This window comes from Streptomyces sp. NPDC031265, from assembly GCF_055570295.1.
The window spans coordinates 2,128-22,025 of record NZ_JBVIHM010000023.1 but is presented as its reverse complement, the minus strand read 5'-3'; the positions used below and the strand labels follow the sequence as shown (position 1 = coordinate 22,025).

The following is a 19,898-nucleotide window of genomic DNA, read 5'->3' as shown; positions in this document are numbered from 1 at the left end:
GTCAGAGCACCTTCTCGGTCGTGGTGGCGGCCGGGTCCGCCGTGTCGTGCGGCTCGGGGCGGCGCAGCAGGGCGATCGAGCCCGAGACCGTGGTCGCCCGCAGCGTGCCGGTGCCCGCCCCGAGCGTCCCGGCGATCCTCTTCGCACCCCACTGCCCGCTGACCCGCAGGTCGTCGAAGGCGTTGGAGACCGCGCCGCTGGTGGTGTTCGCCTCGACCCTGGCGTCCGCGGCCGGGTGCTCCAGGCGGATGGCGATCTCTCCGGACACCGTGGTCAGCTTGACGTCGGCGGGCTTCCCCGACGGGTCCAGGTCGAGCACCATGTCGCCGCTGACCGACTCCGCCCGTACGGAGGTGGCCGCGCCCTCGATCACCGTCAGATCGCCGGAGACCGACTGGAAGCGGAGGTCGCCGGTGACGGCCTGGGCCTCCACGTTCCCGGAGACGGTGTCCGCGCGGACCGAGCCGGACAGGCCCACGAGCGTGGTGTCGCCGGTGACGCCCCGTACGTCCGTACGCCCCCGGATCCCGGAGACGACGGCGGCTGCGCCCACCACGCCCACCTCGACCCCGCACCCGGACGGCACCGTGAGCGAGACGACCGCGCTGCGCCGCCAGCCCTTGCGGTCGAACCACTTGAGGAAGCCCTTCCAGGGCAGGTCCTCGTAGGCGACGGTGAGCGTCGGGCCCTCCTGGGTGACGATCAGCGGCGGTCCGTCGAGGGCGGACACCTCCAGGCGCGCGGAACCCTCCTCGGTCCCCACGACGTTCACCGTTCCCTTGACGATCCGCACGTTGAGCGCGGTCACCAGAGCGTCGAAGGTGAGTGTGCGCGGCTCCGAAACGGTCCACGTCGACTCGGCCATGGCTCTGCCCTCCCTGGGCGGGTCATACGCAACATATCGCGTCTTCTTGATAGACACGATATATCGCGGATGGGGGAAGTCAAGCAGGGGAGTGGGGTAAAAAAAGGCCATTAGTGGGTGGGAAGTAGGGAATTGCCCTAGCGTATGGATCATGTCCAGCGTCTCGGGCGCCACCCCCGCTCCCGCCCCCGGAGCCCTGCTCCTCTGCCGCGCCGAGCCCGCGGCGGTCCGTCCGGCCGCGCATCTGCTGCGCGAGCGGATGCTGCTCGCCCCGGCCGGGGACGGCTGGAGCGTCCTGGTCCCGGAGGCCAAGCCGTGGCTGGACGGCGCAGACCCGGTCGACCAGGTGCTCGCCGGATGGGCGGCCGCGCTCGCCGTCGGCGCGAGCTGGCCCGTGGTCGCGCTGTGGTGGGACGAGGGCCGGGCCGGGTGCACCCTGGCCGCCGGCTTCCGCCGCACGGTCGGCTATGTGTGGCTGGCCGACGGGACGGCGGCGGGGGAGGACGAGGCGATGCGTACGTTCGCGGCCAGGCTCGGCCTCGACCCCGTGCTCGACCTGGAGGAGCTCGACCGGCTCACCCGGCCCGACCCGGCGGCCGACGCGCGGGCCCGGCTGCTCGGGCTCACCGCCGTGCTCGCCCGCGCGGGCGTCGAGCTGCCCGCCGGGCTCTCCCCGGGCGAGCCCGCCGACCGGCTGCGGTCGGTCGCGGCGGCGACCGGCGCGGAGGCGGTGGAGTGGTCGGGCTGGCGGGACGCGGTCCGCGCGGAGCTCGACGTGGTCGAGGGCGGAGCGCTGGGGCCGTGGCTGGTCGGACCCCGCGCCCGGATCCTCGGCGCGGCCCAGCTGGCGGCGGGGCTGCCGCTGACCGCCTGGGGCCTGGCCCGCCGCAACGGGGGGTGGACGGTCGCGGGCGTGGTCCTGCTCGCGAACGGGGCGCTGGGGCTGGCGTACGACCGGGTGCGCGGGCAGGCCTGACCGCGCTGCTCAGCCCCTACTCGTCCTCGTCCTCGTCGTCCAGGCGGGCCAGCCACGTGGCGAGGCGTTCGACCGGGACCTCGAAGTCGGGGTTCAGGTCGACGAACGTGCGCAGCTGGTCGGCAAGCCACTCGAAGGTGACCTCCTCCTCGCCGCGCCGCTTCGCCAGCTCCTCGATGCCGCGGTCGGTGAAGTACACAACGTGCTCCTGTGGTGCTCCGGGATGTTCCCCTCCAGGGTATCCGGCGCTGTGAAGGGGTCCCGTGCAACCGTTCGGCCGATTACCCTCGTCATCTCAAGTCAGGGGAACATGCGACTGGTTGGGGGGCGGCCCATGGCGCACGTACGGGAGATCGAGCTGCCGGGTGGGGCCGTGGTGCTCGCCCGGGTGTCCACCGCCGGGGGGTACGCGGCGGACGACGACGACGTCGGGGTGATCGAGAACGCCGTCGCCAAGGTGGAGCGGCTCGGCGAGCTGATCGCCGGGGTGGGGCGGTCCGTGCTCGACGCGGCCGCCGCCGTACGGCCCGACGAGGCGAGCGTCAGCTTCGGCATCGAGCTGTCCGCCAAGGCCGGGGCGGCCGTCGCCGTCCTCGCCGACGGGGAGGCCAAGACGTCCATCCAGGTCACGCTGGTCTGGCGGCTGGAGGACCGGCCCGCACCCACGGTGCCGCCGCCGCCGAACCCGCCGCTCGTGTTCCCGGCCCCCGGCGGCTCGCCCGATGCCTGAGCACGCCCACGATCCCTTCATCGACGACCTGGCGCGCTCGGCCACCGTCCACCTGCTCCCGGCCGGTGGCGGCACGATGTGGGGCAGCGGCTTCTTCGTCGCCCCCGGCTGGCTGCTGACCTGCGCGCACGTCCTGCGGCCGCATCTGGGCCGGGACCGGGAGCAGGTCTTCCACGTCGGCAGCGACCGGCTCGGCGGCGACCCGCTGCCCGCCCGGCTCGCGGCGTGGCTGGTCGACGACGACCTGCGCGGCGACGACGTGCCCGTCGAACAGGACCTGGCGCTCGTCCGGCTCCTCGACGACGACGTGGAGCACGAGTGCGTCTGGCTCAGCGACTGCGCCGAGCCGCCCGGCGCGAGCGGCGCGGTGGTCTACGGCTTCCGGCCCGAGGGGCGCCCACTGGGCTGGCACAGCACCATCAACATCCGTACGTACGACGGGAGTTACGGGCTCAGGTTCAGCGAGGCCGAGTTCCCCAAAGGGGTCTCCGGCGGGCCGGTGCTCGATCCGCAGACCGGCGCCGTGGTCGCCGTGATGAAGTCCCGCCGGGTCGAGCGCGACGGCGGCCGGGCCATCGCGCTGCCGGCGCTGCGCAGGTTCGGCGACCTCTACCGGACCGTGCTCGCCGAGCACGACCGGTGGCACGGCGGCGAGCCCAGACTCAGCGGCTACAACACCTGGGTCGACCGGCAGCAGAAGTTACCCGCCGCCGGGCTGCACCACACCCCCGAGCAGTGGAGCCCGTACGACCGGCGGGCCGCCCTGAACCTGCTCGCCGCCGTCCCCGGGCCCGGCGGGGTGCCGCCGGTCGCGAAGCTGGCGCGCAAGGCGCGCGGCGGGATCGCGCCGCCGGGCAGCCTGCCCGACCCGCGCACCTGGCGCGACGGCCACGGCCTGCTCTACGAGGCGCACCGGCCGATGCCCGCCATCGCCTTCCTGCACTACCTCAAGCTCGTCGTGGAGTACGAGCGCGGGCGCGGCGGCGACCCGGCGCGGCTGGACGCCTGGGTGAGCGAGCGGCTGCGCGGGGTCCCGCCGGTGGTGCACACCGTGGTCACCGAGGCACGGCTGCCCGAGGGGCTGCTGCCGGTGCTCGGGCCCGGCGCGCCCGAGGAGATCCTGGCCGTACTGCCCTATCCCACCGTCGAGCGCGGCGGCGCCGTCGTCACGGTCGAGCTGGAGCCGCTCTCCGACGCGCCCGACCGGTTCTACTGGCGCATCCGGGTGCACGACGGCGACCGGGAGGGCTCCAGACCGGTGGCCGAGGAGTGCAGCGGCGACGGGGTGGCCCCCGGCGAGCTGATCCGGCGGCTGCGCCGACCGCTGGTCACCGCCTTCCAGAGCGTCGACACCGACGACTGCCCCGCGCCCCTGGAAGTCGCCCTGCCCGCCGACCAGTTCGACACCGCCGTGCACCGCTGGCAGCTCACCGAGATCGGGCGCCTCTACCGGCCGCCCTACCTCGGCGTGCAGCGCCGTGTGGTGCTGCGCGACCTCGACCGGCGCGGCGAGGCGGACCCCGAGTGGCGCGAGCGCTGGGACGGCCTGATGGCCGCCGAGGAGCTCGCCGCCGTGCCGGCGCCGCTCCCGGGCAAGGCGCCCCGGCTGCGCCACTTCACCGAGCTGGAGCCGGGCGCGGTGCCCGTGCTGTGCCGGCCCGCCGGGCGCGGGGTGGGCGGCGCGGCCATGCGGATGGCCCTGGACGCCGGCCACGGAGTGGCGCTGTGGCACACCGACGGCCACCCCGAACAGGGCTGCCAGGACCTCTGCGCGGCGCTGCGCGCCGGGGCGGCCGATCTGCTCGGGCAGGCGAAGGACCCCACTGAACTCCCCGACCGGCTGCGCCGTATCAGGGAGGAGATCAGCGATTCCAAGGATGCCCAGCACTGGGCGGAAGGTGTGGCGATGCTCTACGACGACCCGGGACGGCCGCTGCCGGACCTCCAGCGGCTGGACGCGCCGTGACCCGGACCAGGGCCTGTCCGGCGGATCCTGTCTGGGACGCGGGGTCCTGGCGCGCCCTCCCCCAAGGCCTCAAGGGCCAGGGGCGGGGACCCAGGGGCGTTGTCGTGGGTTGCCGACTCCCCCAAGCTCTCGACTTCGTTCGAGCAGGGGGGACCCCCACCGCGTCGACGCCCTCCTCCGCCTTGCGGCTGGACGCACCAGGACCCCGCTCACCAGGACCGAAAGGCGCAGGCACCTCGCAGGCGACCAGATCCGCCGGACAGGCCCCAGCCACGCCCCGCGCGGGCACTCCGTGCGCCGCCGTGCGCCCGGACAAGCGCTGCTGTGACCTCCCGTGCGTCCGCTCGCCCAGGTCCTGTCCGGAAAACGCATTTCGGCGGCCCGGGAGTGGGTACCTTCCGACTGGACCTCGACTCGCAACGACACGTGACGCAACGACACGTGGTCAGGAAGTGGTGCCCCGCCGACCGTCGACGAGGAGCGAGCGATGGACGACTGGCTGATCTACCGAGGCTTCGGGGCACCCGATCCGGAGCGGATCCGTGCACTGCCCCCGCCGCCCCGCTGGCGCACCTTCGGCGGCGAGCCGCGCCCGTACACGGTGCCGGACATCGACATCGCGTCCAAGCGCAGGCTCGGCGACCGCGTCTCCGAGCTGTCCGCGCACGACGCCGAGACCCTCCAACTGATCAACGCCGCGCTGTATCTGCGCCGCCCGCTGCTGATCACCGGCGAGCCGGGTTCCGGCAAGTCGACGCTGGCGCACTCCATCGCGTACGAACTCGGCCTCGGCCGGGTCCTGCAGTGGCCCATCATCAGCCGCACCGAGCTCAAGGACGGGCTCTACACGTACGACGCCATCGGGCGGCTGCACGACGCTCAGCTCGCCGACGGCCAGGCCGACGACATCGGCCGCTACATCCGGCTCGGCCCGCTCGGTACCGCGCTGCTGCCCGCCACGCGGCCGCGCGTGCTGCTCATCGACGAGCTCGACAAGAGCGACATCGACCTGCCCAACGACCTGCTGAACGTGCTGGAGGAGGGCGAGTTCCCGCTCCCCGAGCTGGAGCGGATCGCCGACCGGCCGGGCCGCGACGTGGTCGAGGTCCTCACCGACGACGGCCACCGGGTCGCGGTGCCGAACGGCAAGATCAGCTGCCAGGCCTTCCCCATCACCGTCCTGACCAGCAACGGAGAGCGCGACTTCCCGGCGCCGCTGCTGCGCCGCTGTATCCATCTGCACCTGGAGCCGCCGCGCGAGGAGCGCCTCGCGGCCTTCGTCCAGGCCCACTTCGGGCCCGGCGCCGACGAGCGCAACGTCGATCTGCTCAGCCGCTTCACCCGCGACGACGGCGACGGCGAACTGCGCCCCACCGACCAGCTCCTGAACGCCATCTTCCTCACCCAGCAGGTGAGCGAGGAGGGGCCGGAGCGGCGCGAGGAGATAGCCGAGCTGCTGCTGCGGCCGCTGGACACCAGGCAGCGGTGACCCCGATGACCGCCGCCCGGGACCCGCGCCCCGCCGAGAGCGCCGTGAGCTCCACCCTCACGGCACTGGTGGCGCGCCTCCGGGAGGCGGAGATCCAGCCGACCGCCCAGGAGCTGGCGGACGCGCTGTGGCTGGCGGGCTTCGCCGGGCCGCTCGCCCGGCCCCGGCCGCAGGTCCCGGACGCGGTGCGGCCCGTCACCGGCGGCCCCGGCGTCAAGCCGCCGGACCCCGTCGACGGCGCGGGCCCCGCCCCCGCGGAGCGCGTGCGCGAACAGGGCGTCCCCGGCGGGCCCGTGGTCCGTACGTACGAGGGCCAGGCCGATCTGTTCACCCCTGGGCCCGGCACCGGCACCGGAACCGGCCAGGGCGACGGCGCAGGGAGCACACCCGGCGGCTCCGGCGGGGTGCGGGTGGCCGCGCCCGCCGCCGCGACCCTGCCCGAACCCCTCGCCCTGCAAAGGGCGTTGCGTCCCCTCCAGTACTACCGCCCGCCCGCCCGCACCGCCGCCCGCCGCCTCGACGAGCAGGCCACCGCCGACCGGGCCGCCGACACCGGTCTGATCCTGCCGGTGCTGCGGCCCGACCGCCGCCGCCAGGCCAGGCTCGCCCTGCTGATGGACGTGTCCTCCTCGACCGTGGTGTGGGAGCAGACCCTCGACGAGCTGCGCCAGGTCTGCGAGCGGGCCGGGGCCTTCCGCGAGGTGCAGCTGCACTATCTGCACGAGGGCGCGGACGGCCGGCCGCGCGTCGGCGCCGGCGTCGCCGCAGGCGGGCACCTCGCCGACCCGTCCCAGTTCTGGGACCCGGCCGGACGCCGGCTGACCCTGCTGCTCAGCGACTGCGCGGGCCCCATGTGGCGCAGCGGGCAGCTGCACCGGCTGCTCTTCGGCTGGGCGCGGACCGCCCCGCTCGCCGTGGTCCAGCCGCTGCCGCAGCGGATGTGGCGCTCCACCCATCTGCCCACCCGGCAAGGGGTGCTGCGGCGCCGCGAAGGCCCGGCCGGGCGCCTGGAGTTCCGGCCGCGCAGGCCGGAGCGGGGGCGCGACGCCCGGGGGATACCGGTGCCGGTGCTCGCCCTGCGCCAGTCCTCGTTCGGCGCCTGGGCGCGGCTGGTGAGCGGCTCCACCGAGCAGACCATGGAGGCGGCGGTCGGCCGGGTCCGCGCCGACCACGGCCCGGCCGCCGGAAGCGCCCGTGCCGAGCAGGCGCTCGCGCCCGCCGAGCGGGTCGCCGCGTTCCGCGCCACCGCCTCGCCCGACGCGGCCCAGCTCGCCGCCTGTCTGTCCGCGGCGCCGCTGGTGCTGCCCGTGATGCAGCTGGTCCAGCGGGCGATGCTGGTCGACAGCGGGCCCGAGGTGCTGGCCGAGGTGCTGCTCAGCGGGCTGCTGCGGGTCTGCGACGAGGAGAGCGGCGGCGGGCTCCCCGGCTACGTCTTCCTGGACGGGGTCCGCGAGGAACTGCTCGAACACCTCGGCGCCGGGAGCGCGATCCTCGTCCTCAAGCACTGCTCGGAGTACGTGGAGCGGCGCTACGGACGGACCGTACGCAACTTTCCCGCGCTCGCCGCGGCCGTCCTGGCCGGGTCGGTCGACCCCGGGGGCAGCGCGCCCGCCGGGCCGTCCGACGACTCCCGGCTGCGGATCTTCGCCCGGGTCTCGGCGCAGGTGCTGCGACGCTTCGGCCGGCCCGACCAGTTCGTCCAGCCGGGCGGCGCCGACGGCGCGGGACCGCGCGAGCTGTCCGGCCGGGCCCGCGACTGCCTCGACCGGTTCCGCTCGTACGGCACGGTCCGCGACCTCGACATGGGCGTCCAGCTGCTCAGCGCCGCCGTCCGGGGCGAGCGGCAGGTCTCTGAACGGGCCTATCTGTACGGAGAGTTGGCGCAGGCGCTGCTGCTGCGCTGGGAGCTGCGCCGCCTCGGCGAGGACCTGGGCGAGGCCCTGTCCGCCGTGGAGAACGCGCTGCCGCACGAGCGCCGGGCCCATCTGACCCTCGCCCGGATCCTGGAGGCGATGGCGGACGAGGCGGAGTCGGGCCGGGCGGGCGCGGACGAGGCGTGGTGGCTGAGGGCGCTGACGGGGGCGGCGCGGGAGCCCGGCTATGCCGGGCCGGCCGGGGTCGAGCCCGGAGAGGCCCTCTTCAGCGCGTCGGGGGGCGCTTCCAACTGGCTCCACGGCATACCCGGCCGGGCTCGCGCCGCCGAGGTGCGCACCACCCGCCAGGTCGCCGTCCACCTCCTCAACCGCGCCCACAGCAGCCTCGCGCTGATCGGCGGGATCCCCCCGGCCTCCGCCACCCAGCGCGCCGACTGGCGGGCCGCCTCGCTGGCCCGGGTCCGGGTGCTGCGGCGGCTCGCCGAGCTGGAGCCGAAGTGGGCGGGCGGCTGTCTGGACACCGCGGTCCAGGTGGCCGACGCGCTCCTGAAGGAGGACCGCACCGCCGACGTCCTGCTGCTGCGCGGCGCGCTGCTGCTCGCCCTCGCCCGCCACGCGGCGGCCGGGCCCGGCGAGGAGGCGCTGCTCACCGCCCGCGCGTACGCCGAGCGCGCCGCCAGGGACCTGTACGCCGGGTTCGAGACGCCCGCGCCGGGCGCGCTGAGCGACGACGAGGTCAGCCGGGCCTGGCTCGACGTCGCCGACGCCGTGGAGCTCTCCCGGGCCGAGACCGACGACTCCACCCGGCTTACCGTGCTGCAGGCCCTCGACCAGGCCCGCCGCTACGCGGGACCCGACCGCGAGGCCCAGGCCGTGTGCCTGCTGCGGATGGCGAAGGTGCTGCGCGAGCGGTACGAGTCGACCCGCAGCCGCACCCACCTCGACTCGGCGGTGGTGGCATGGTCGGAGGCCCTGGAGCTGATGGGTCCCGACGACCCGCGCCGGGCCGCCGCCTTCACCGAGCTCGGCGACGCGCTCACCGCGCGGGCCCGGGCCAAGGAGTCCGTCGACGACGCCCGGGGCGCGGTGCGCGCGCTGCGCCGGGCGCTCGACGAGACCTCCGAGTCCGACCCCGAACTCGCCCGCCGGCGCTATCTGCTGGGCGCCGCGCACGTACGGCGCTTCCACGCCGAGGAGGTCCTCTCCGATCTGCACGAGGCCCACTGGATACTCGGCGCGGCCGCCCGGGCCACCGACCGCAGCACGGTCCTCGCCCGGATCTGGCTGCTGCGCGCCGAGGTGCTGCGGCTGCTTTCGGAGCGCACCGGCTCGCCGTCCCGGCTCGGCGAGGCGGCCGACCACGCGCTGCGGGCCGCGGAGGAGAGCAGGGCGGCCGGGGAGCCGCTGACGGAGGCCGGGGCGCGCCAGCTGAGGGCGCTGCTGCTCGAACGGACGGCGGGCCCGGCACGGGCACGGGAGGAGCACCTTGAGGTACTGCGTATCCTTTCGGCCGCGGCGGCGGCGGGACAGCCGGACGCCGAGGCGGAGGCCCTGAGCCGGGCGGAGACCGACCGGCTCGACGGCGAGCTGGGAGCGTCGTGACGGCGACCGTGACCGACGGGGGGAGGGCGCTGCCGGACTCCGCGGCATTACCGGACCTGCGCCCCCTGACGGCCCGTTCCCCGCAGGAATGCGCCCACCCCGTACTGGCCGCGGTGCTCGCGGACCTGTGTCACCGGCCCGCGGCCGACGGGCGCGCCGGGGCGTACTTCAGCGACGCGCCCGCGGCGGCGCCGACGGATGCGGCGGGGGCGTACTTCGCGGACACACCGTCGGCCCGTCCCGGCGACGCGAGCCACGAGGACGTGCCGTGACCACCGCCGAGGAGCCCCGCTGGCCGCACCGCGAACTCGCCCCGGACGCCGTGCGGCCCGTACCGCTGCGGCAGTTCGTCCTGAAGGTGCACAGCCGGTGCAACCTCGCCTGCGACTACTGCTACATCTACCGCGGCCAGGACGCGAGCTGGCGCGATCGCCCGGCCCGGGTCCCGGAGGCGACCGTGCGCCGCACCGCCCGGCGCATCGCCGAGCACGCCGCCGCCCACCGGCTCACCGCGCTCCGCATCGACCTGCACGGCGGCGAGCCGCTCCTTGGCGGGGCCGGTCCCGTCGTGGCGTACGCGGCCGAGGTGCGGCGCGCGGTGCGCGAGGCGGTCCGGGGCGTGGTGCCCGGCGGCTGCGAGGTCACCGCGACCGTGCAGACCAACGGCACCCTGTTGACCCCGCGCACCCTCGACCGGCTCGCCGCCGCCCGCGTCCGCGTCGGGCTCAGCCTGGACGGGGGCGCTGCCCGGCTCAACACCCGCCGCACCGACCGCCGGGGCCGCTCCTCCTGGCCCGCCGTCGCCGCGGCCGCGCGGCTGCTCGCCCGGCGCCCCGCCGCGTACGCGGGCATCCTGTGCACGGTCGACCTCGCCGCCGACCCCGAGGACGTCTACCGCTCGCTGCTCGCGCTCGGCCCGCCCGGCATCGACCTGCTCCTGCCGCACGGCAGCTGGGCCGCGCCGCCGCCCGGGATCGCCCCGGCCCCGGTGCCGGGGCGGCGCGCGCGCCCCACCCCGTACGGGGACTGGCTGGTGCGGGTCTTCGACCTGTGGTGGGACGCCGACCGGATGTGGACCGGGGTGCGGCTCTTCCAGGAGATCGTGGCGCTGCTCCTCGGCGTGCCGAGCTCGGTCGAGTCCGTGGGGCTCTCCCCGATGGTGGCCGTCGTGGTGGACACGGACGGCGCGATCGAGCAGACGGGCGCGCTGCGCTCGGCGTACGAGGGCGCCTCCGCGACCGGGCTCGACGTCTTCCGCCACTCCTTCGACCGGGCCCTGCGCCATCCCGGCGTGGCCGCCCGCCAGTTGGGGGCGGCGGGCCTGTCGCGGGACTGCGTGGAGTGCCCGGTGCGGGAGGTGTGCGGGGGCGGCAACTACGCGCACCGTTACGCTCCGTACAGCGGATTCCTCCACCCCAGCGTGTACTGCGCCGACCTGGAGCGGCTCATCCGCCACATCGCGGCCCGGCTGGCGGACGCCGACGGGCTGCCGCGGGGCCGCCCGTGACACCCAACTCCTCTTCACTGCCAGTCTTGTTTGTGACGCACAATGGAAAGCCGTGCGCACATCCAGCAGCTTCCGGCCCGAGCCGAGGGAGTCCGCCGCATGTCCGACCACGAGGGCGCCGTGGAGCCCACGCTGCCCGAGTCCGCTGAGGAGTCCCCCCGCGTCACCGTGCTCTTCGCCGGGCAGAGCCAGGCCTGGGCCGACTGGATCGGGCAGCAGCTGGAGCGGGCGGGCCACCCCGCCGTCCTCATAAGGTGGGACCCGCTGCACCTCAAGCCCGCCGACTCGGCGCTCGCCGATCTGCTGGAGCCGCCCGGGCACATCCTGGTGGTCCTGGACGACTGGTATCTGCGCTTCGACTCGGAGAAGTACCAGGGCTGGGCCCGGCTGCTGCGCGACACGCTGCCGCAGCACCGCGACCGCGTCGCCGCCGTCAGCGTCACCGCCAAACCGCTGCCGCCCGCCGCGGCCACCCTGCGCCCCGTCGGGCTGCGCGGGGTCGGCCCCGACGAGGCGCGCCGCCGGGTCCTGGAGTGCGCCGGGTCGCAGGGGCGCCCCGGCGGGGTCGTCCTGGAACGCCCCATCCGCTTTCCCGACGACCGCCCCGGGATCTGGAACGCACCACGCCGCAACCGCCAGTTCACCGGCCGCGAGGACGCCTTCGAGCGGGTCCACGACATCCTGGCCGCCTCCGGCGAGGAGGGCGGCCGGGTGGTGGTGCACGGTCTGAGCGGCGTCGGCAAGACGCAGGCCGCGATGGAGTACGTGCACCGGTTCGCGGGCGAGTACGACATCGTCTGGTGGGTCGGCGCCTCCGCCAAGGCCGGCGCCCGCGAGGGGTTCGCGGCGCTCGCCCCGGCTCTGGGCCTCCCCCAGGGCAGCCGGCTGGGCGAGGTCATCACGGCCGTGCGCGGCGCCCTGGAGACGACCGGCCGGCGCTGGCTGGTCGTCTTCGACGGCGCGGAGAGCCCGGAGACGGTGGGCGAGCTGATCCCGGAGGGCCCCGGGCACGTCCTGGTCACCGCCAACTCGCCCGAGTGGCCCGGCCTGAGTGCCCAGCTGGTCCAGCTGCCGCCGTTCGACCGCGAGGAGAGCGTCGCCTTCGCCCGGCGCCGCGCCGAGCGGCTCGGCGAGCACGATGCGGACCGGCTCGCCGAGGCCGTCCAGGACCTGCCGCTGCTGCTCGACCAGACCGCCACCTGGATCGCCAACAACCCGGCCGCCTCCGTCGCCGACTATGTGCGGAGCATCAGCCAGGGCGACCCGCACACCGTCTCCACCATGCCGTCCCGCGAGTACCCGGCGAGCTTCCAGGCCGCCTGGTCCAAGACGCTCAACAGCCTGCACGAGACCTCCGCCGAGGCCTGGGAGCTGCTGAAGCTCCTCGCCCACTTCTCGCCGGACGCCGTGCCGCTGCGACTCCTCCAGAACGCCCGGGTCAGCGATCTGCCGCCGCACCTCACCGCCCTGGTCACCGACCCCAGCAGCTGGAACTCGGCGCTGCGCACGCTCTCCCGGGTGACCTCGACACCGCTGGAGTACGACGACCCCGGCCGGCTCGGCACCCGTACCGTCGGCTCCCTGCGCATCCACCGGCTGCTGCACCGCTTCGTGCGCGCCAGCCTGCCCGAGCAGGAGCACGAGCGGGCCACCGCCACCGCCTGCCGGGTGCTGGTCGCCGCCGATCCGCGCGACCCGTCGGGTTCGCACAACTGGCCGCGCTACGCCGAGCTCATCCCGCACCTGGAGCCGTCCGGCGCGCTCACCTCCACCGACCCGGACGTGCGCCGCCTCGTCCTCAACTGCATCGAGTACCTGCGGGTGCGCGGAGAGTTCCGCGAGGGGCGCCGGCTCAGCGGCCTCGCCGTGGAGTCCTGGCGGCCCCTGTCGGGCCCCACCGACGGCCTCGTCCTGGTCGCCACCCACCAACTCGCCCACAACCTGCGCCAGTTGGGCGAGTACGGACGCGCCGAGGAGCTGGGCCGCGGCACCCTGCGCCGGCTGATGGCCGAGGGCCGCGGCGGCATCGAGGTGGTCCGCGCCAAGAACGGCCTGGGCGGCACGCTGATGGTGCTCGGCAAGTACGCCGAGGCGCGCGTCCTGTTCGAGGAGGCGGCGGGGGAGACCGCGGCCCTGCTCGGGGACTGGAAGGTGCCCCGGCTCCTCGCGATCCGCCACAACCTGGCGGTCACCCTGGCGCTCCAGGGCCACTACGCCAAGTCGCTCTCGCGCCACGAGGAGGTCCTGGAGGAGTGCATCTCCGTCCTGGGCGGCAAGGACCACCTCACCCTCCAGTGCGGCTCCTTCACCGCCCAGATGCTCCGGCTGATGGGGCGGTACGGGGAGGCGCTGACCATCCAGGAGTACAACCACCGCCTGCACCGGCAGGTGCTGGGCGCCGACCATCCGCAGACCCTGATGGCCCAGCACAACCTGGCGCTGTGCCTGCGCCGCGACGGCGAGCCCGAGCGGGCCAGGGGGCTGCTGCACGAGGCCCGCGAGGCGATGCTGCAGCGCACCGAGGCGACCGCGTACACCTGCGACTACGCCATGCTGCTCCGGGAGCTGGGCCGCCACGAGGAGGCGCACGAGCTGGCTTCCGAGGCGGCCGCCGGATACGAGGAGCTGCTCGGCGCGGAACACCCGTACACGATCGGCGCGTACGACAACGTGGCCCTGGTGCTGCGTGAGACGGGCGAGCACCGCGCCGCCCGCGACCTCTCCGAGCGCAACCTCAGGGCCTTCACCCGGGTCCTCGGCCACGTCCACCCCTGGACGCTGGGGAGTGCCATGAACACCGCCTCGGCCCGGGCGGCCGACGGCGATCTGCCGGGCGCGGCCGAGCTCGGCCGCTCCGCGCTGGTGCGGGCGGTCACCTCGGTCGGCCAGACACACGTCCTCTCGGTCAACCTCCAGGCGGGCCTGGCCCAGGACCTGCGGGCACTCGGCCGCCGGGCCCAGGCCGCCGAGCTGCTCCGGGACGCGGTGACGACCCTGACCATCGCCCTCGGCGAGAGCCACCGCCAGACCGCGTACATGAGGAGCGGGGCGCGGCCGTTCTGGGACTTCGAGCCGATGCCGGTGTGAGGCGACTGTGAGCAAAGCCACGTACGGCTGGATTTGACACTTCTCTGATGTTCTTCTGACGTTCCCCTGTCCTGGATCTGACAACTCCTGGACATGGACGCAGGGTTCCGTTGGTCCCCGGACGCAGTCGTACACAATCCTGAACCGGTGCGCCTTGAAGGCGTAACGGACCCCGAAGATCCTCTTTACGGCGGCACAGTCATGCCCAACAAGGGGGGAAGCTCATGGCACAGGGCGATATCGCGAACTCCACTCGCGTCCTGCGTGATGTATCGACGCGGGACGGGTGGCTGCGCCCTGCGACCAGCCGACTTCCCTCACTCACCGGATTGCGTTTCCCGGCCGCACTCCTCGTCTTCCTCAACCACACCGGTCTGCCATTTCCCGGTATGCGGCTGATGAAGGACAACGGCGACGCGATGGACTGGTTCAGCGTCACCCGGAACGCCGGCGCGCTCGGTGTCACCTTCTTCTTCGTCCTCAGCGGTTTCGTACTGAGCTGGTCCGCGCGCGAGAACGACACCCACCGCGCCTTCTGGCGGCGCCGATTCGCCAAGATCTACCCGAATTACGTGATCAGCTGGGGCCTGGCGATGATTCTCTTCGCCTCGGCCTACACCCCGACGCGCACCGCGGTCCTCAACCTGCTGATGCTGCACACCTGGGTACCCACCTGGGACATCTTCTCCAGCGTCAACACGCCCAGCTGGTCGCTCGGCTGCGAGGCCCTCTTCTACGCGTGCTTCCCGTTCCTGGACGCGCTCTTCCGTCGAGTCCGGCCGGAGCGGCTGAAGTACTGGGTCTCCGCGCTCGTCGCCGGTGTGATCGCGACACCGCTGATCACCTATGCCGTCTTCCCCGACAAGCCGTATTTCCCGGGGGGCGCGGAGACCGGCGCCCACGCGACCGTGACGCAGTACTGGTTCGCCTACTACTTCCCGCCGGTACGGGTGCTCGACTTCGCCCTCGGGATGCTGGTGGCGCACGCGGTCATGAACGGCCGCTGGCGGAACATCGGCCTCCTGTGGTCGGGACTCCTGCTCGGCGGGAGCTATGTGCTCTGCTCCCATGTGCCGTTCCTGTATTCGCAGCGCGCCGTGACCATCATTCCGATCGTCTTCCTCATCGCGGCCGCCGCGACCGCCGATGCGGAGAGCAGGTTCACCATTTTCCGCAATCGAACGATGGTCTGGCTGGGCGAAATATCCTTCGCCTTCTACCTGTTGCACTACATCGTTCTCGCCTACGGGCGTAAGTGGCTCGGCCACGACTTCTATTCGACGGGCGAGACGGTGGGTCTGCTCGTCGTCTTCTTCCTGATCAGTGTGATGGGTTCGTGGTTGCTTTACGTCCTCGTGGAGCGGCCCATCACCCGCGGCTGGTCGAAGCCCCGGCGCCCCCGGGCCGTGCTCGGCTGATCGCCCGACCCACCTGAATTCGAGTGCAGTTCAAGATTCGACTGTGAGGATCCCCCCATGAAGACCATCGCTCTCATCACAGGCGCAAACAAGGGAATCGGATTCGAGATCGCCCGTCAGCTCGGTGAGCTGGGTATCACCGCGATCGTCGGCGCGCGCGACGAGGAGCTGGGCAAGGCCGCCGCCGACAAGATAGGCCAGCCCTTCGTGCAGATCGACGTCACCGACCCGGTCAGCATCAAGAAGGCCGCCACCTATATCGACCTCGCTTACGGCAAGCTCGACATCCTGGTCAACAACGCCGGCATCACGGTCTCGCACGAGGACGGCCGACCCAGCACCACCTCGCTGGAGGCCATGCGCTCGCTCTACGAGACCAATGTGTTCGGCGTGGTCGCGGTGACCAACGCGTTCCTGCCACTGCTGCGCAAGTCGCCGGCGGGCCGGATCGTCAACCAGTCCAGCGAGATGGGCTCGCTCACCAACGTGCTGAACCAGGACCACCCGATCTGGCACGTGAACAACCTGCCGTACAACTCCTCCAAGACCGCGCTCAACATGGTCACGGTGTCCTACGCCAAGGAGCTGTGGGACACCCCGATCAAGGTCAACGCGGTCGACCCGGGCTGGTGCCGCACCGACATCACCGGGGGCGAAGGCTACAAGTCGGCCGAGCAGGGCGCGGCGATCGCCGTGAAGCTCGCCACCCTGGACGCGGACGGCCCCACCGCCACGTTCGTACAGGACCAGGGCACACTGCCCTGGTAGCGATATTTCTTACCCTCAACGCCCGTTCTGCTGAAGGAAGATGAAGGAAGCCATGTCCACTCCCCGGATGAACAACCCGGCGCAGGTGCTGCCCGACTCCATGACGGCCATCCTCGGCCTGATCAAGTCGATCCGTAAGGCCGGTGTCGAGGACGCCACCCTCGAACTGGTCCACCTGCGCGTCAGCCAGATCAACGGCTGCGGCCCGTGCCTGGACGCGTCGGCCAAGGCCGCGCAGAAGGCGGGCGTCTCCGAGGAGCGCATCTTCTCGGTGGGCGCCTGGCGCGAGACGCCGTTCTACAGCGACGCCGAGCGCGCGGCGCTGGCGCTCGCCGAGCACGTCACCCGGCTCGCGGACCGCGAGGACGCCGTGCCGGACGCCGTGTGGAACGAGGCCGCCGAGCACTACGACGAGCAGCAGCTGGCCGCCCTGGTCCTCCAGATCGGCGTGGTCAACCTGTTCAACCGCCTCAACGCCTCCACCAAGCAGCAGGCGGGCCAGGCCTGGTAGCCGCGTCGCACACCGCCGGGGACCCGGGTCCCCGGCGGTGTGCGACAGTTGGCCGGCCGGTGGGACCGGCGAACGAGCCCACCAGCGGCTGACGTTGTCACATTTGCCGGGGTCGGTTCGTCAGAGGATTGACGGAACGCGAACCAAAAGGATGTGACCGATGGACGAGCGCGAGTGGCTGGCGCAGCGGTTCGAGGAGAACCGGAGTCATCTGCGGGCGGTGGCCTATCGGATGCTCGGCTCCGTGAGCGAGGCGGACGACGCCGTCCAGGAGGCCTGGATCCGGCTGAGCCGGTCCCACAGCGACGACATCGAGAACCTGGTGGGCTGGCTGACGTCCATCGTCGGCCGGGTCTGCCTCGACATGCTGCGCTCGCGCCGGGCCCGGCGCGAGGACCCGCTGGACGCCCAGGTGACCGAACCCGCCCTCGGCCCGGACGACGCCGGCGACCCCGAGCACCAGGCGCTCCTCGCCGACTCGGTGGGCTTGGCGCTGCTCGTGGTCCTGGAGACGCTGGAGCCCGCCGAACGGCTCGCGTTCGTCCTGCACGACATGTTCGCCGTCCCCTTCGACGAGATCGCCCCCATCGTCGACCGGACCCCGACCGCGGCCCGCCAGCTCGCCAGCCGGGCCCGCCGCCGCGTCCAGGGCGCCGAGCCGGTGCCGGACCCCGATCTCACCCGGCAGCGCCTGGTCGTCGACGCCTTCCTGGCCGCGGCCCGGGGTGGCGACTTCGAGGCGCTGGTCGCGGTCCTCGACCCCGACGTGGTGGCGCGCACCGACGTGAACGCCGAGGGCCCGGGCAGGCTGTCGGTGATCCGCGGCGCGGCGGCCGTGGCCAAGCAGGCCCTCACCTTCGCCCAGTTCACCAAGGCGGCCCAGCCGGCGCTGGTCAACGGGGCACCGGGCGTCGTGGCGAACAGCGGCGGCCAGCAGTTCCGTGTGATGGCCTTCAAGTTCTCGGACGCCGTGATCGTCGAGATCGATGTGATCGCCGACCCCACGCGGCTGCGCGACATCGATCTGGCGGTGTTCCAGGACTGAGCCGCTCCGCTGGAGCTCATCGGCGTATACGCAGGTGGGAGGGCCCGGGACCGCGACCGCGGTGCCGGGCCCTCGTGCGTGAGGCCGCATCGTCGCAGGTCAGATGCCGTTCTAAAACTATTTTTCGTCCAGCGGTCACATTCGCCGTGCGGGATCCGTCATATCTGTGACGGACGAGTCCGGGCCGGTGAGCCGAGGGGGGCAGCGCCGGTGGAGCGTCCGTCGCCCTCGTTCGGGGGCGCCCGCTCGACAAGCCCCCGATGGAGAGCAGCCTTTGACACGTTCGTCCCGCGTCCGGAACAGAACTCTCGGGCGGCGTTCCGTACCGACCGCGGTTGTGTCCGGCAGCCACCCGGCATCGCCGGGGGCGCTCTCACCTACTCGATTCTGCATAGTTTAGGAGTCTCGTAATGGCTGCCGCCGACTCACTCGCGCGGTCGGGACCCGGGGCTGGTTTCAAGCCCGGTGCGATCCTGGCGTTTGTGTGCCTGGGCCAGTTCATGGTCTTCATCGACGTGTCGATCGTGAACCTCGCCCTGCCGTCCATCCAGGACGGCCTCGACATGTCCGATGTCAGTCTGAACTACATCGTCACCGCCTACTCGACCGTGCTCGGCGGCTTCCTGCTGCTCGGCGGACGGCTCGCCGACACCTTCGGTCGACGCAAGTTCCTGATGGGCGGATTCCTGGTCTTCGCCCTCGCCTCGCTCACCTCGGGTCTGGCGCAGAACGCCGCCATGCTGATCACCTCCCGCGGCTTCCAGGGCCTCGGCGCCTCGATGATCGCCCCCGCGGCGCTCTCGATCCTGACCAACACCTTCCCCGAGGGCCCGGAGCGCAACAAGGCCCTCGGTGTGTGGGGTTCGCTCGCCGGTATCGCCTCCATCCTCGGTGTGATCCTCGGCGGTGTCCTCGCCGACGGCCCCGGCTGGGAGTGGATCTTCTGGATCAACGTGCCGATCGGCATCGCGCTGGCCGTGCTCGCGCCGAAGATCGTCCCCGAGTCGAAGTCCGACGCCCCGCGCCAGCGCTTCGACTTCGCCGGCGCCGGGACCCTCACCGCCGGTCTGCTGCTCCTCATCTTCACGCTCGGTGAGGCCATCAACGTCGGCTGGGGCACCGCGCGTACGATCGGCAGCCTCATCGGCGTCGCCGTCCTGCTGATCGCCTTCCTCGTCATCGAGACCAAGGTCGAGGCGCCGATGATGCCGCTGCGCATCTTCCGCCTCAAGACGATGCGCGTCGCCAACATCTCCGCGATCCTCGTCTTCGGTACGTTCGGCGCGCTGTTCTTCTTCGCCAGCCTCTTCATGCAGCAGGCGTTCGGCTACTCCCCGATGAAGGCCGGCTTCGCCTATGTGCCGCTCGCCGTCTCGGTGGCCTTCGGCGCCGGTGCCGCCTCCGGCATCGTCTCCAAGGTGGCGGCCCGCCCGGTGCTCGCGGTCGGTCTGACCCTCACCACCAGCGGTCTGCTGCTCCTGTGGCGCGCCCCTGCCGACGGCTCGTACGTGGTCGACCTGCTCCCCGCGTTCATCCTGCTCGGCCTCGGCTGCGGCATGGTCTTCGTGACCCTGCAGATCGCCGCGTTCATCGGCATCTCGGACGAGGAGGCGGGCGTCGGCGCCGGTCTCATCAACACCAGCCAGGAGGCCGGTGGCGCCCTCGGCCTCGCCGTGATCGCGACCATCGCGTACAACGGCCTGGAGGACAAGCTCGCCAAGACCGGTGGCAACCCCGCCAAGATCCACGACATCCAGGCGACGGCCAACCACCACGCCTTCCTCGCCGCCGCGATCCTCTGCTTCGGCGCTCTCCTGGTCGCCCTGTTCTTCATGCCGAAGGGCGCGCAGTCGATGAGCTCGGCGCACGCGCACGGCGTCGGCGACGCGGAGGCCGCGGGCACGCCCGAGGCCGCCGGCGTCGAGAAGTGACCTCTGTGAACCGCCCGCTCGCCGCATAGGGCTGGGCAGGCCGTGGGGGGGGGGGGGGGGGGGGGGGGGGGGGGGAGGGGGGAAGGGGGGGGGGGGGGAGGGGGAGGAAACGAGAAGAGATGAATCTGG

Annotated in this window: 15 protein-coding genes; 13 read left to right on the top strand and 2 right to left on the bottom strand. The window is 73.0% G+C overall.

Translation table 11 applies throughout. The features are described 5' to 3' along the window. Position 1: 1 nt before the first annotated feature. Positions 2–865: a DUF4097 family beta strand repeat-containing protein gene (locus tag ACZ499_RS28875; RefSeq protein ID WP_468679221.1), complete on the bottom strand. Its 864-nt coding sequence runs from the start codon at positions 863–865 to the stop codon at positions 2–4. Positions 866–1,016: 151 nt separating this feature from the next. On the opposite strand from ACZ499_RS28875, the gene ACZ499_RS28870 reads away from it, so the two are divergent. Further along, positions 1,017–1,841: a hypothetical protein gene (locus ACZ499_RS28870; protein ID WP_468679220.1), complete on the top strand. Its 825-nt coding sequence runs from the start codon at positions 1,017–1,019 to the stop codon at positions 1,839–1,841. Between the two features lie 16 nt (positions 1,842–1,857). Here ACZ499_RS28870 and ACZ499_RS28865 read toward each other — a convergent pair whose 3' ends face one another. Continuing rightward, complete coding sequence (locus tag ACZ499_RS28865) at positions 1,858–2,040, bottom strand: DUF6104 family protein (protein ID WP_101390066.1); 183 nt, start codon at positions 2,038–2,040, stop codon at positions 1,858–1,860. Positions 2,041–2,175: 135 nt separating this feature from the next. On the opposite strand from ACZ499_RS28865, the gene ACZ499_RS28860 reads away from it, so the two are divergent. The 12 genes from ACZ499_RS28860 to ACZ499_RS28805 all read left to right on the top strand — a co-directional run bounded on the left by ACZ499_RS28860 (position 2,176) and on the right by ACZ499_RS28805 (position 19,769). Further along, complete coding sequence (locus ACZ499_RS28860; protein ID WP_468679219.1) at positions 2,176–2,571, top strand: CU044_2847 family protein; 396 nt, start codon at positions 2,176–2,178, stop codon at positions 2,569–2,571. After that, entirely contained in the window at positions 2,564–4,537 is a 1,974-nt protein-coding gene (locus ACZ499_RS28855; RefSeq protein WP_468679218.1) for a VMAP-C domain-containing protein, read from the top strand. The genes ACZ499_RS28860 and ACZ499_RS28855 overlap by 8 nt, the downstream gene beginning before the upstream one ends. Positions 4,538–5,024: 487 nt before the next feature. After that, on the top strand, positions 5,025–6,026 hold the full coding sequence (locus ACZ499_RS28850) for an AAA family ATPase (RefSeq protein WP_468406349.1): 1,002 nt from the start codon (positions 5,025–5,027) through the stop codon (positions 6,024–6,026). Between the two features lie 5 nt (positions 6,027–6,031). Continuing rightward, entirely contained in the window at positions 6,032–9,502 is a 3,471-nt protein-coding gene (locus tag ACZ499_RS28845; RefSeq protein ID WP_468679217.1) for an SAV_2336 N-terminal domain-related protein, read from the top strand. After that, a complete protein-coding gene (locus tag ACZ499_RS28840) occupies positions 9,499–9,774 on the top strand; it encodes a hypothetical protein (protein WP_468679216.1) in 276 nt (91 codons plus the stop codon). The genes ACZ499_RS28845 and ACZ499_RS28840 overlap by 4 nt, the downstream gene beginning before the upstream one ends. Beyond that, on the top strand, positions 9,771–11,009 hold the full coding sequence (locus ACZ499_RS28835) for an FxsB family cyclophane-forming radical SAM/SPASM peptide maturase (protein WP_468406343.1): 1,239 nt from the start codon (positions 9,771–9,773) through the stop codon (positions 11,007–11,009). The genes ACZ499_RS28840 and ACZ499_RS28835 overlap by 4 nt, the downstream gene beginning before the upstream one ends. A 99-nt stretch (positions 11,010–11,108) precedes the next feature. Beyond that, the gene (gene fxsT / locus ACZ499_RS28830; RefSeq protein ID WP_468679215.1) at positions 11,109–14,096 is read left to right on the top strand and encodes an FxSxx-COOH system tetratricopeptide repeat protein; all 2,988 of its coding nucleotides are present in this window, start codon (positions 11,109–11,111) and stop codon (positions 14,094–14,096) included. Positions 14,097–14,320: 224 nt separating this feature from the next. Beyond that, a complete protein-coding gene (locus ACZ499_RS28825) occupies positions 14,321–15,514 on the top strand; it encodes an acyltransferase family protein (RefSeq protein WP_468679214.1) in 1,194 nt (397 codons plus the stop codon). Between the two features lie 57 nt (positions 15,515–15,571). Further along, positions 15,572–16,282, top strand: a complete 711-nt coding sequence (locus tag ACZ499_RS28820) for an SDR family oxidoreductase (RefSeq protein ID WP_468679213.1) — start codon at positions 15,572–15,574, stop codon at positions 16,280–16,282. Positions 16,283–16,334: 52 nt separating this feature from the next. Beyond that, positions 16,335–16,793 carry a carboxymuconolactone decarboxylase family protein gene (locus ACZ499_RS28815; protein WP_468406335.1) on the top strand — a complete coding sequence of 153 codons (459 nt, stop codon included), beginning with the start codon at positions 16,335–16,337 and terminating at the stop codon, positions 16,791–16,793. 160 nt (positions 16,794–16,953) lie between these two features. Beyond that, positions 16,954–17,838: a sigma-70 family RNA polymerase sigma factor gene (locus ACZ499_RS28810; protein WP_468679212.1), complete on the top strand. Its 885-nt coding sequence runs from the start codon at positions 16,954–16,956 to the stop codon at positions 17,836–17,838. Positions 17,839–18,248: 410 nt separating this feature from the next. Next, positions 18,249–19,769, top strand: a complete 1,521-nt coding sequence (locus tag ACZ499_RS28805; RefSeq protein ID WP_468679210.1) for an MFS transporter — start codon at positions 18,249–18,251, stop codon at positions 19,767–19,769. Positions 19,770–19,898 lie beyond the last annotated feature (129 nt).